Annotated in this window: 12 protein-coding genes; 8 read left to right on the plus strand and 4 right to left on the minus strand. The window is 32.1% G+C overall.

Features of this window, described 5'->3' with window-relative positions; translation table 11 throughout:
• Position 1: 1 nt before the first annotated feature.
• Genes AB3G36_RS06220 through AB3G36_RS06230 form a run of 3 tightly spaced genes read left to right on the plus strand, consistent with a single transcriptional unit; the run spans position 2 to position 4,109 of the window.
• Entirely contained in the window at positions 2–922 is a 921-nt protein-coding gene (locus tag AB3G36_RS06220) for an alpha/beta hydrolase (protein ID WP_367757067.1), read from the plus strand.
• A gap of 43 nt (positions 923–965) precedes the next feature.
• On the plus strand, positions 966–3,188 hold the full coding sequence (bglX, locus tag AB3G36_RS06225; RefSeq protein ID WP_367757069.1) for a beta-glucosidase BglX: 2,223 nt from the start codon (positions 966–968) through the stop codon (positions 3,186–3,188).
• Positions 3,189–3,200: 12 nt separating this feature from the next.
• Complete coding sequence (locus tag AB3G36_RS06230) at positions 3,201–4,109, plus strand: sialate O-acetylesterase (protein ID WP_367757071.1); 909 nt, start codon at positions 3,201–3,203, stop codon at positions 4,107–4,109.
• Positions 4,110–4,216: 107 nt separating this feature from the next.
• Here AB3G36_RS06230 and AB3G36_RS06235 read toward each other — a convergent pair whose 3' ends face one another.
• Positions 4,217–5,329: an acyltransferase family protein gene (locus tag AB3G36_RS06235; RefSeq protein ID WP_367757073.1), complete on the minus strand. Its 1,113-nt coding sequence runs from the start codon at positions 5,327–5,329 to the stop codon at positions 4,217–4,219.
• A gap of 320 nt (positions 5,330–5,649) precedes the next feature.
• Here AB3G36_RS06235 and AB3G36_RS06240 point away from each other — a divergent pair, with 320 nt between their 5' ends.
• The 4 genes from AB3G36_RS06240 to AB3G36_RS06255 all read left to right on the plus strand — a co-directional run bounded on the left by AB3G36_RS06240 (position 5,650) and on the right by AB3G36_RS06255 (position 10,400).
• Positions 5,650–6,405 (plus strand): NUDIX hydrolase, encoded by a 756-nt coding sequence (locus AB3G36_RS06240; protein ID WP_367757075.1) that lies wholly within the window; start codon positions 5,650–5,652, stop codon positions 6,403–6,405.
• A gap of 118 nt (positions 6,406–6,523) precedes the next feature.
• Positions 6,524–8,443: an alpha-amylase family protein gene (locus AB3G36_RS06245; RefSeq protein ID WP_367757076.1), complete on the plus strand. Its 1,920-nt coding sequence runs from the start codon at positions 6,524–6,526 to the stop codon at positions 8,441–8,443.
• A gap of 333 nt (positions 8,444–8,776) precedes the next feature.
• On the plus strand, positions 8,777–8,959 hold the full coding sequence (locus AB3G36_RS06250) for a hypothetical protein (RefSeq protein ID WP_367757078.1): 183 nt from the start codon (positions 8,777–8,779) through the stop codon (positions 8,957–8,959).
• A gap of 415 nt (positions 8,960–9,374) precedes the next feature.
• Positions 9,375–10,400, plus strand: coding sequence for a low specificity L-threonine aldolase (locus AB3G36_RS06255; RefSeq protein WP_367757080.1), 1,026 nt, complete (start codon positions 9,375–9,377; stop codon positions 10,398–10,400).
• A gap of 237 nt (positions 10,401–10,637) precedes the next feature.
• Here the strand turns inward: AB3G36_RS06255 and AB3G36_RS06260 are convergent, their stop codons facing one another.
• From AB3G36_RS06260 to AB3G36_RS06270, 3 genes are all read right to left on the minus strand, one after another.
• Positions 10,638–10,985 carry a putative quinol monooxygenase gene (locus AB3G36_RS06260; protein WP_367757082.1) on the minus strand — a complete coding sequence of 116 codons (348 nt, stop codon included), beginning with the start codon at positions 10,983–10,985 and terminating at the stop codon, positions 10,638–10,640.
• A 106-nt stretch (positions 10,986–11,091) separates the two neighbouring features.
• The gene (locus AB3G36_RS06265) at positions 11,092–11,835 is read right to left on the minus strand and encodes a carboxymuconolactone decarboxylase family protein (RefSeq protein ID WP_367757084.1); all 744 of its coding nucleotides are present in this window, start codon (positions 11,833–11,835) and stop codon (positions 11,092–11,094) included.
• Between the two features lie 9 nt (positions 11,836–11,844).
• Complete coding sequence (locus AB3G36_RS06270) at positions 11,845–12,255, minus strand: cupin domain-containing protein (protein WP_367757085.1); 411 nt, start codon at positions 12,253–12,255, stop codon at positions 11,845–11,847.
• A gap of 290 nt (positions 12,256–12,545) precedes the next feature.
• Between AB3G36_RS06270 and AB3G36_RS06275 the strand changes: the two genes are divergently transcribed.
• Positions 12,546–13,442 carry a helix-turn-helix domain-containing protein gene (locus AB3G36_RS06275; RefSeq protein WP_367757087.1) on the plus strand — a complete coding sequence of 299 codons (897 nt, stop codon included), beginning with the start codon at positions 12,546–12,548 and terminating at the stop codon, positions 13,440–13,442.
• Positions 13,443–13,478 lie beyond the last annotated feature (36 nt).

The raw sequence follows: 13,478 nt of genomic DNA on the forward strand, positions 1-13,478 counted from the left end.
AATGATGAGATTTAAGATTTTTTGCACACTGTTTTTGAGTTGTTTTATTATCAATAATGCTATATCACAAGAGGTTAAAACGATAACTTATTTCCAAAACGACACTATAAAACTGGATTTGGATTTATATTTGCCTCAAAAGAAAACCAATCAAAAAATACCCTTAATACTCTTTGCTTTTGGGGGTGGATTTTCTGGAGGGGATCGTACTAGCGGAAAAGAGTTTTGCAAACTACTAGCTCAAAATGGGTATGCGGCAGCAAGTATTTCTTATACTTTATATATGAAAGATAAAAACTTTAGTTGTGATGGTATTTTGACCGAAAAAATTAAAGCCATTCAAATTGGAGTGAGTGATATGTGGCAAGCTACTTCGTATTTGATAAAAAATGCGGATAATTATAATATTGATGCTTCTAAAGTATTTATAAGTGGAATAAGTGCAGGTGCCGAAATTGGTTTTCAGGCTAGTTATTGGGATTATAAATTAATGAATTTATATGAAAATAATTTACCAGATAATTTTAAATATGCTGGATTTATGGGAGGTTCAGGTGCCATTATGGATTTGAATTTGATTACAGAAAAAAACTGTATTCCAATGCTTTTGGCTCATGGTAGTGCTGACGGAACAGTTCCCTATGGAACAGCTGCGCACCATACTTGTCCAACTAATTCCTCTGGATGGTTGATGTTGTTTGGTTCATATTCAGTATATAATTATGCATCACAATTTAATAAATGGATTGAATTAATTACTTTTTGTGGTGGAGGGCATGAGTTTTCAGGCTATTTATTTGAGAAAGAACCGCACTATGTTTTAGAATTTTTAAAAGAGGTTTTAGCAGGAAACAAATTTCAAAACCATATTGTAAAACCTTCATCTAAAGCAGAAAAGTCTAAATATATGTTTTGTAATTAAGTTTATAACTAAATACTATTATTAAAGTTACAATTAAAAAAAAATGAAAAAAAGAACCACTTTAATCTTGTTGATGATTTCTTTTATAGGGATTGCACAACAATCAATTGATCAAAAAGTAAATGCATTGCTAAAGCAAATGACATTGGAGGAAAAAATTGGGCAACTCAATCAATATACTGGTAATAACCAGGCAACTGGACCTATAACGATTAATCTAAATAAGGAAACAGAAATTAAGCAGGGTTTGATAGGTTCGATGTTGAATGTTTTAGGAACTCAATATACGCGACAATATCAAGAATTGGCGATGCAATCCCGTCTTAAAATCCCTTTGTTATTTGGACAGGATGTTATTCATGGATACAAAACTACGTTTCCAATTCCTTTGGCCGAAGCGGCTAGTTGGGACTTAGATGCTATGGAACTTTCGGCAAGAATTGCAGCAACTGAAGCGGCTGCAAGCGGAATCCATTGGACATTTGCTCCAATGGTTGATATTGCTCGTGACCCACGCTGGGGACGTGTAATGGAAGGCGCTGGCGAGGATACGTATCTTGGTTCAAGAATTGCTGCTGCCAGAGTTAAAGGTTTTCAAGGGAAACTAGGTGATGTGAATTCAGTTATGGCTTGTGTAAAACATTTTGCGGCTTATGGCGCAGCTGTTGGAGGTAGAGATTATAATTCGGTTGATATGAGTGAGAGAATGTTATGGGAAACCTACTTGCCTCCATTTAAAGCAGCGTTAGATGCTGGTGCAGCAACTTTTATGAATTCATTTAATGATCTTAATGGGATTCCAGCTACTGGAAATAAATATTTGCAAAGAGATATTTTAAAAGGAAAATGGAATTTTCAAGGTTTTGTTGTTTCTGACTGGGGTTCTATTGGAGAAATGGTCAATCACGGTTACGTAAAAGATAATAAGGAAGCCGCATTGGCTGCAATAACTGCAGGAAGTGATATGGATATGGAAAGTAATGCTTACCGCTATCATTTGGCTGAATTGGTGAAAGAAAACAAAGTGCCAATTGCTTTGATTGACGATGCGGTAAAAAGAATTTTGCATGAAAAATTCGAATTGGGTTTATTTGATGATCCATATAAATACTGTAATCCTGAAAGGGAGCAAGCAGCATTAAATAATCCAGAACATAGAAAGGCAGCAAGAGAAGTTGCGGCAAAAAGTATCGTTTTATTAAAAAATGACAATGCTATTTTACCACTTTCAAAATCGATTAAAACGATTGCTTTCATAGGCCCATTAGTTAAAGAACACAAACAGAATATGGGATTTTGGGCTGTTGAATTGCCTGATTTGAATTATGATAAACAAGTAGTTTCTCAATGGGAAGGATTGCAAAATAAAGTTAGTAAAAACACTCAGTTGCTTTACGCCAAAGGATGCGAGACAACTGGAGATAGTAAAGAAGGCTTTGCTGAAGCAGTTGCTGTAGCTAATCAAGCTGATGTTATTGTTTTAAGTGTTGGTGAAAGTTGGAATATGAGCGGAGAAGCTAAAAGCCGTAGTAATATTCATTTACCAGGAGTTCAAGAAGAACTAATAAAGGCAATTCAGGCAACTGGAAAGCCAGTTGTAGTTTTAATCAATGCTGGAAGACCACTGATTTTTAATGATACTGCTGATACTGTCCCTGCTATTCTTTATACATGGTGGTTAGGTACTGAAGCAGGAAATGCGATTGCTGATGTTTTATTTGGAGACTACAATCCTTCGGGAAAATTACCAATGTCTTTTCCAAGAGAAGAGGGGCAAATTCCAATTTACTACAATCATTTTAATACAGGAAGGCCAGCTCCAAATGATACAGCAACAAATTATGTTTCGGCTTATACTGATTTGAAAAACAGTCCTAGATTTCCGTTTGGGTATGGATTGAGTTATACTACTTTTGAGTATTCTGATTTGAAATTATCTCAGAATAAAATAAAAAGCAATGAAACAATTGAAGTTTCGGTAACCATAACTAATTCAGGAAAAATAGCTGGAGAAGAAGTAGTTCAATTGTATTTAAGAGATAAAGTGGGTTCAGTGGTAAGACCAATTATTGAACTGAAAGATTTTCAAAAAATAAAATTAAATGCGGGAGAAAGTAAAACAATCCAGTTTCATATTGACAAAGAGAAATTGTCTTTTTACAATGCAGCATTGCAATGGATAACTGAACCTGGTGATTTTGATTTGATGATTGGTTCGTCTTCGGCAGATATCCGTTTGAGAGATAGTTTTGAATTAACGAATTGATTTTAGAATAAAATGAGCAATTTAAAAAATGCATTGTTGTTATTTATAATGCCATTTATGGTTTTTGCACAAACTAAAAAAGATACTATAAGGGTATTTTATTTGGGCGGCCAGTCCAATATGCAGGGGTTTGGTTATGTGAAAGAGCTTCCAGATTCTTTAAATAAATCAAATAAAAATGTTTTTATTTATCAAGGAAACCCTGTTGGGGATAATGATGTAGCTGGAGGTTTGGGAAAATGGGATTTTTTAAAGCCAGGTCATGGAACAGGATTTGAATCAGATGGAAAGAACAATATGCTTTCGGATCGATTTGGTATTGAGCTTTCGTTTGCCAAAAAACTACAAGAATTATATCCAAATCAAAAACTTGCAATTATAAAATATGCTAGAAATGGATCTTCTATTGATAGTAGTGGGACTGCTTATTTTGGTTCTTGGGAACCTAATTTTAGAAGCGGAAAAGGAATCAATCAATACGATTATTTCCTCAAAACAGTTAATGACGCTATGGCCATGAAAGATATAAACGGTGATGGAGTCGAAGATATTTTGATTCCAAGCGGTATCATCTGGATGCAAGGAGAAAGTGATGCCGATAAATCGGAACTAATTGCCAATCAATATTATTCGAATTTAAAAAGGTTGATGGAGTTGATGCAAGCCGCTTTTAGAAATAATGATTTGCCTATAGTAATTGGAAAAATATCGGATTCTGGTGATGATGTCGATGGGAAAATTTGGGCTTATGGCGAATTAGTTCAATATGGACAAGAAAAATTTGCAGCAATGGAACCCCATGTAAGCATTGTACGAACTACAAGTACTTATAAATATACAGACAAATACCACTACAAAAGTGATGGATATATTGATTTAGGAAAAGAATTTGCAAAATCAATTTTCCTTTTGAATAAATAAGAAAACATCTAATTGTAAAGGAGCAACTTTTATTTGAAAAATATTTTAAAACAGAAAAGTCGATAGTTTCTAATAGAAAACTATCGGTTTTTTGAATAAGGCTTGAGTTATTTTAATATTTTGTTTTTTAGCCACAACCTTGTTGGTTCATCATAAAGCTTTAGACAGGCATAAGCAACAATAATACTTGTAACCAAAGTTAATATGCTGTAAGGATACGCTTCGCTAATTTTAATTTTTGTGTCAGCAACCCATCCAGTGTAAATATAAATAAAGGCATAATGCGTGATGTAAATTGGATAGGATATATCACCCAAAAATTTGCAAATACGAGCTGCATTTTTACCTTTTATTTCACCACTAGCTCCTAAATAAACAATTAAGGGAAATAGAATAATGATACTTAAAGAGTCATAAAGGCCATTTTGCCATAAGTTTTCACCACCCCCAATTCGTGGCATTGCTAAAACAAAAACAATTAACAGACTAGACCAGAAGAACGCATTTTTAATAGTTGTAATTTTCGCTAGTCGGTGCAGTAAAATTCCACCAAAGAAGGGAAACATTAAGCGGGAGAGTCCTATATGAATTTGTGTAGAATCAATTGCCCAGCCACCAATAACATCACCAGTTTCACTAGTAACTGCAAGGTGAATTAATGCACATCCAGATAGGAATACAAGTATGGAAAGTGCTGTTTTTGAAAATTTCCTTACAAAAAGGGCATAAAGAATATTACCTATATATTCATAAAATAAGGACCAGCCTGGGCCATTAAGAGGATGCATTTCGGTCCAACCTCTTATGTCTAAAGAAGGAGGGACTGGTATTAATGTAAACCCTATAATCATAACTAGAATCATTTTCCAAATAGGCACCTCATGAATTGTTGGCCACAAAATAGAATCTTGAAAATAAAAACAAATGGCCCCGATAATCATTCCCATAATGACCATAGGTTGAAGTCTCACCAGTCTACGTTTGAAAAAATCACCAATAGACATTTTTTCCCAACGATCATCATAAGCATAGCTAATAACAAATCCAGAAAGTAAGAAGAAAAAATCTACAGCAAGGTAACCATGATTTATTATTTGATCCAGATGGCTTGTAGCGTGTGCTTCAAAAATATGAAATGCAACAACCATAATAGCTGCTACACCTCGTAAACCGTCTAGAATGGGGTAGTGGGGTTTTGAATGTAATGCGGTTGTTTTCATCGGTTTATTAATGTGGTTTTTTTAAAATGGTTAGTTTTGTAGTTGTTGTGTAATTTTGACGCAATGTACACGTTTTTTTTATTTGCATTCCTTTTTTTGATAATTTTTCTGTTTTCAGAATGATGCTTTTAGTTAATTTTGTAAGAATTATATTTATTATAATTTAAAATAATTCCATATTCTTAAATATTTAAAGTATTTGAGCTTATTTAATAGATTGTGAACTTTGAAAATAATACTTTCTTCTATTTTCTTAAATAAAAAAAACTAAATTGCGAAGATCGAAGAGATGAAAGTGTAATTATCAGAAAAAGAGTTTAATGTTAAAAAATATTTTAGATAACAAGGAAAGATACCAACCAGGCTTATCAATTGATTGTGTCATTTTTGGGTTTCATGATAACCAGCTTAAAGTGTTGCTAATAAAAACCAAGTATAGCAAAAAATGGTCTTTGCCAGGAGGATTTGTCCCTGTAGATCAAGATATTGATCAGGCTGCAGTAACAGTTTTACACGATAGGACTGGATTGGAAGGTATATTTTTGAGGCAGTTTTCAACTTTTGGAAAAGTCAAAAGGAATAATTCAGATTTTAGTCAAGAGGTTTTAAATTTTCATTCTATTCCATTAGAAGAAGGGGAATGGTATTCTAACCGTTTTGTAACTGTAGGCTATTATGCTTTAGTTGATTTTTTTAAAACAATGCCCAATCCAGAAGGGAAAAACGGAATTGTAGAATGGATTGATCATAATGCTGTTCCTGATTTGATTATTGATCATAAAGAAATTTTAGATAAAGCATTAGAAACACTGCGGGTAGAATTGAATTTAATGCCAGTAGGGTATAATTTACTTCCTGAAAAATTCACGATTCCAGAATTGCAAAAACTCTATGAAACTATCCTTGGTAGAACGCTTGATAGAAGGAATTTTCTTCGTAAAATAACTGCGATAGGAATTTTGATTAAATTGGATGAAAAGAAAAGTAATGTTGCTCATAAAGCGCCTAATTTATATAGTTTTGATAAACATAAATATGAAGAAGTGGTTAAAAATGGACTGACTCAAGGCTGGTAATTTTGTAACAATTTAGTTCTAATGAAAGTATTTACTAACTATTTTATTAGGTCATTTTTCTTTATTTTTGAGACACATCTCTTTTTATTTAATAATAAATATTTATAATTTAAAAATCATGCAACAGGCTGAAAAGTTATCAAAATTGAATGTTTTTTTGAAAGAAGTGAAAATTAATGATACTAATTTTCATCTTAGATTGGGAGCTAATTTTCCAATTATAAATGATTTATTTCAAAAACTATATTCGGATAGCCCAAATAAAGAGGAAGCGTTTCAATTGCTAATGCAGTCTTTAGTTAAAAATTTTGAAAATCGATCTGATTTTCAAAAGAAACGAGATTTGAACCGTGTATCTAATCCCAATTGGTATTCAAGTGAAAAAATCGTTGGAATGATGTTATATGTTGATCTTTTCAATATTGATTTCAATGGGCTAAAAGCAAAAATCCCTTATTTTCTTGATTTAGGTATTAATACGGTGCATTTAATGCCGTTTTTAGACGTTCCAGAATTTGAAAATGACGGTGGATACGCTGTGCGAAATTATCGCGAAGTGAATCCTAAGTTTGGTTCTATGGATGATTTTGAAGCTTTGGTTACTGAGTTTCAAAAAAACGATATGAATCTAGTCATGGATTTAGTGCTGAACCATTGTGCAAATGAACATGAATGGGCTGTAGAAGGCCGTAAAGGGAATCCAAAATATAAAGATTTTTTCTATTTCTTTCCTGATCGAACTTTGCCCAATGCCTACGAGAAATCAATGGTTGAAATTTTTCCGGATACCGCTCCTGGCAACTTTACTTATTTACCTGAAAATGATAAATGGGTGATGACTTTGTTTTATGGCTACCAATGGGATTTGAATTATAAGAATCCAATGGTTTTGGCTGAAATGATTGATATTATGTTGTTTTGGGCCAATAAAGGAATCGATATTTTTCGTTTTGATGCAGTTGCATTTATGTGGAAGGAAATTGGCAAATTCAACCAAAATTTACCCGAAGTACATTTATTATTGCAACTTTTTAAATTGTGTGGGCAAATTGTTTCCCCAGGTGTAGCTTATATAGCTGAAGCGATTGTAGCTCCAGATGAGATTATAAAATATTTTGGACAAGGATTATCACAAGGGGATGAATGTGATATCGCTTATAACGCTAATTTCATGGCTTTAAGTTGGGAAGCAATGGCTACTCGCAATACAAATTTGCTTAAAAAATCAATGAGAGCGGTTCCTACAAAACCTAGAAATACAACTTGGATCAATTATGCAAGATGTCACGATGATATAGGATTTGGTTTTGATGATAAATTAGTGACTGAATTAGGGCTTAATAGCCTACAGCACCGATTGTATATCTTGAAACATTATTGTGATGGATTTAATGGGAGTTTTGCTTTAGGGCAGCGATTTATGATTGAGCATGAAACGGGTAATGCTAGAATTTCGGGATCCATGGCTGCTTTATGTGGTTTAGAAAAAGCATTAATTGAAAATAATGTGAAAGAAATTCAAATTGCCATAAAGAGAATTAATTTGCAACATGCCGTTATTTTGTCTTTAGGAGGATTGCCAATGATTTATAGTGGTGATGAGGTAGGTTTGCCTAATAATTATGATTATTTAAATGATGAAAGTAAAAAGTATGATAATCGCTGGCTCCATCGTTCTAAAATGAATTGGAGTTTGGTCGAAAATATAGAAGATTCTCCATCGGCACAAGCTCAGGTCTACAAACAGTTAAAGCAATTAATTAGAATAAGGAAACAAACTCCAGCTTTCGCAGATAACAATGATTTGCAATATATCGATTATGAAAACAGTCATTTGTTAATTTATAAAAAAACAGATTCTCAAGGGAAAGAAGTATATGTTATCTCGAATTTCTCAGACTATGATACTTTTTTTAATAGTAACGTGTTTGAAAATTTAAAAAGCACAAAATTATTTAATTTACTTACTGGAGAGGATTTTGATATTCAAGAAATTAATTTCATCAGTGCGTATGATATTTTGTGGTTAAGAAAATAAAGTCACAGTAAATGCTGTATGTCTATTCCTGAAAAAAGGATACAGGAATAATCAAAATTAAAGATGTAATTATTAAACAGTAGTGAGGAAAAGTTTGCTGCTGTTTTTTTTATTTTTAAGTTTTTGTTTGACTTTATGTCGGCAGTGGAGTTCGTATACAGTTAGAGTAATTGTGATAAAGACAATTTATATTCTAGCATCTTAAGAGTGTTATTTCTTAAGGATTATGGACAAGGTTATCTTTTGGAGAAAATATAAATCAACTTCCCTTTTAATAAAAGTGTTACAAGAAAAGTTGATTTTTTTCATGTAGAACTACGTGCAGCTTGGTTTATGAAATACGATATGATACCTTCTATGATTGAAGGGGATTTGCAATTGCAAAATCCATCTTTAAAATCTATTTTTAAAAAGCTATATCTTGAAACTTATAATAATGATACTGCTACTAAGATTGCGGTTGATCGTTTAGTGGTTCAGGCGTTTTCTGAAATCGTAAGAAATAAGTCGTATTAAAAAGCTCAAAAACCAGCTTGGGCTTCGAAAATAGAATCGATTATTAATGATGAAAACTGGAGAAATTTGTTTTTGAACAAACTAGCAAATGAGTTAGGCTTGTATCTTGTTTATTTATCAAGAAAATTTGCAGAGTATTTTAATATGGACTTCGCAGATTATATTCGTGAAAAAAAGCTAGAACAAGGGAAGTTTATTTCATTAAAATAAATCGATTACTAATTCAGCTATTTCACATAATGCGGATTTTCGGATGAAAGCCATTTTTCGAGATATTTATAGCAAAGTTCAAAATGAAGCCAAAGCAATTCCAAAAAACAGTTCAAAAAGATAAGAATATGCCATTAGGTTTGCAATCTGCTATTTTAAGTTTTTTAAATTCTATATTTTTGTTTTCATATAAAACGATATCAGTATGTATAATTTCAAAAATGATTATTCAGAAGGTGCTCATCCTTCTATTTTAAATACGCTTTTAGCAACCAATATGGTGCAACAAATAGGTTATGGAGAAGATGATTATTCGGCTCAAGCAAAAACTATTTTAAGAAATAAAATGAGTAATGCTAATGCAATTATCTATTTTGTATCTGGAGGGACGCAAACTAATCTTCTTGTTATTACTACCTTGCTACGATCACATGAAGCGGTTATTAGTGCAAAAACTGGTCATATTTATGCTAATGAAACTGGAGCTATAGAGGCAACAGGGCACAGAGTAATTACTGTTGAGACACAAGATGGGAAACTTAGACCATTAGATATTAAAAAAGTGTTGCAAGATCATTTATTACGACCACACGTTGTAAAACCAAAAATGGTTTATATCTCTAATTCAACCGAAATAGGTACGATTTATAATAAAGAAGAATTGCAAGAGCTATCTGAATGTTGCAGATCGGAAGAGTTGTATCTTTTTTTAGACGGGGCAAGATTAGGACATGCACTAATGGCTGAAAACAATGATTTGACTTTGTCTGATATTTCAGCACTTACCGATGTGTTTTATATTGGGGGAACAAAAAATGGAGCTTTGCTTGGTGAAGCAATTGTGTTTAATACTGTAAAACTAGCAACAGATTTTGATTATTTATTGAAACAAAAAGGAGCGCTATTGGCAAAAGGAAGAGTGCTGGGGATACAGTTTCTGGAGTTATTCAAAGAGGACTTGTATTTTACTTTAGCAAAATATGCTAATGCTATGGCAATGAAAATTGCAGATGCAATTAAAGATAAAGGATATTCTTTTTTAACAAATTCTACTACAAACCAAATATTCCCTATTTTACCCAAAGATATAATTGAAAAATTAAGTCAAAAATATGCGTTTTATGTGTGGAAAGATATTGATGAAAATACATCTGCTATACGTTTAATTACATCATGGGCAACAGACGAGAATAAAGTGAATGAGTTGATTGATGATTTAAAGAAGCTATAAATTTAAAGTCTGTAGTAGGGGGTGATTTTGATGCATTGCTCAAAAAAATCTTACATAAAAAAACCTCCAAAATCAAATGACTTTGGAGGTTTCTAAGTTATGGTGGTCCTTACGAACCTGTTTACGAACCATTTTTTACAGGATTTAAAGAAACTTCAAAATTATAAAATACTACTTTAATGTTTTTTTTTAAAGATTATATCTCATCTTTTAATCGCGGTATTTCTAAAATTATTTTTATTCAATCATTTTCCTAAACAACATTTTCATTGATTCTGGATCTATTGTATTCATGTCTACCAGTTTTAATGATTTAATCATTTTAATTGTGGTTGTTTTATATTTTTGAAAATGAGGTGTTTTTAAATGCGATTGATAAGCATTGTTGTCATTGTATATTTCGATTATTCTTACTTGAGTTGAATCATTTTTTTGATACATAGGGAAAATTGCCAGTACACCAAGTTCTAATTTTACTGAAGCTGAAGATTCCTCTTTTAATATCGCTAAATATTCAGATAAATACTCAGGGTAAATTTCAATTTCCGAAAGACGAACCAGCATATCTTTTTTTTGAGCTGACATATTACTGTAAGTTAAAAACATTGTTGCACATATTAAATACACGAATAACCTATTTGGAAAAATATTCTGAAAATTATGAATTAACTTTTTCATTTATAACTTCAATTTAATTAATCTTTTTATTGGTTTGGATGACCTTCGCTAGAATATTTTTAACAATTTCTGACTGTTCTTTTCCGATTTTCTGTTCAATAATGGTGCTAAGTTCAATAATTTGTATCTCTGTAATTCCTGTATTTAGTCCTATGGAAATGTGAGCCTGCAATTGAGGTTCTACACCTGACATTGCTGATATTATGGAAATTGTAACAAACTCACGCTGACGATAATTGAGTACGTCGCGACTAAAAATATCCGCAAATAAATGCTCTTTCAAAAAAACATCAATTATAGGAGCAAAAGCATTTGCGCCAGTTTTGGGGTCTTTTTCTTCTCGTCCGGTTAATTTTTGTAGTGTTTCTTTTCCTACACTATACTTGTCATTTGCTGTATTAATGGGAGATGTTTCTCTTCCCTGTAAATCGGTAATCCCATCAGCTTTTCTCTTTTCCAAAACTTCCATAAAAGTATTGATTGCATTAAGGCTTCTCGGAAAACCACAATATGCATAAAGCTGTACTAACGCTTCCTTAATCTCATTAATAGTCAGTCCAGAATCAAGACCAAGATTTAACTCTGTTTTAAGTTGTTGCATATTTCCTACGGCAGACAATGCGACGATACTAGCCATGTTTTTCTGATGGAAATTTAAATTTGAACTGCCTGTATTTTTATCTTGTGCGATCATTATATTGATATTTAATAAAAGAATGGCTAGCAAAAGCTTTCCGAAATTATTTGCTTCTTTCATTTTTTTAAATTATTTATTTGCTTCTGAATATTCCATATCTGTTACTGGATTTAACCAAACGGCATTTACTTCTCCTTCGTAATTTGTAATAGCAATATGAACCATTTTCGAAGTTGCCGAAGCGCCATGCCAATGTTCTACATTTTCAGGAATATTGATTACGTCTCCTTTTTTAATTGATTTTGCAACTTTACCTTTTTCCTGATATAAACCAGCTCCTTCAGTAACTATTAAAACCTGTCCTTTTGGATGTGTATGCCAATTTGTTCTTGCTCCTGATTCAAATGTTACACTTCCTATTACGAAGTCGTTGTTTTTATCTTTAGCTAGTAATAATTGTAAATATGCGTCTCCGGTAAAATATCCGTTTGTTAATTTTTCTCCTTTAGCGAAAAGCGATGAAGTGCTTTCTGTACTCATTTTTTGTTGAATTATTTTATTATTACAGGATGTCAGTATTAATATCGATATTAAAGTTAATCTTTTCATTATTCCTTTTATCATAAATTTCATTTTTGTATTTTGAAGTATTCTAACCATAAAATTTATCTTGTAAATGATTATAGATAAACTACAATGCAAATTTCGTCAGTATACTTCTATTTAAGTGTAGACAGAATACAGATTTATTTACCACTTTTACTGATATTGCTTATACGGCGCAGTCAGGTAATTTAGTTTCTTTAAATTTGTGTAGTAATTTTTTGATTATGGAAGAAGTTGAAAGAATAGATACTGTTAAACAATACAACGACTCTGTTGGGGTTGATACCCTGCATCCTTTAGTAAGTGTTGTTAATTTTGATGAAATACCAACTTATCAATATTTCCGAAGATATATGGGTGTTTACGCAGTTTTTCTAAAATATATAAATTGCGGAGATATGCGCTATGGATGCCAGCCTTATGATTATGAAGACGGAACTTTAATTTTTATTGCACCGGGACAGGTTTACGGAATTGACAGTAAAGGCAAGCTTATAAAACCCGCCGGAAGAGCGCTTGTATTTCATCCCGACTTAATTGTGGGTACTTCACTTGGAAAACACATAAAAGAATATTCCTTTTTTTTATATGAAGTTAATGAAGCGCTTCATTTATCAAAAAAAGAAAGAGCAACAATAAATGATTGTTTAGAGAAAATCGCTGTTGAAATTGATTTGAATATAGACAAACATAGTAAAACACTAATCGTTTCAAATATTGAGCTTTTCCTAAACTACTGTATGCGTTATTATGATCGCCAGTTTATTACCCGAAATACCGTAAACAGGGATATTTTAGTTCGTTTTGAAGGTTTACTTAAGGACTATTTCAATTCCGATCTACCAGGAAAATTAGGATTACCCAGTGTAACGTGGTGTGCAGAGCAATTGCATTTGTCGCCCAATTATTTTGGGGATTTAATTAAAAAAGAAACTGGAAATACTGCATTAGACTACATTCAATCAAAACTTATTGATGAAGCAAAGGTTAAAATATTTGATCCTTTTAAATCAATAAATGAAATTGCAGATGAACTTGGATTTAAATACCAACAGCACTTTACCCGTCTTTTTAAGCAAAAAACTGGAATGACACCAAATGAATATAAAAATGCAAATTAAAGAAGTTTTCATTTTTGGCATATTTTAGCAAAAAAT

The sequence above is a fragment of the Flavobacterium sp. WC2430 genome (assembly GCF_040822075.1).
Lineage (GTDB): Bacteria > Bacteroidota > Bacteroidia > Flavobacteriales > Flavobacteriaceae > Flavobacterium.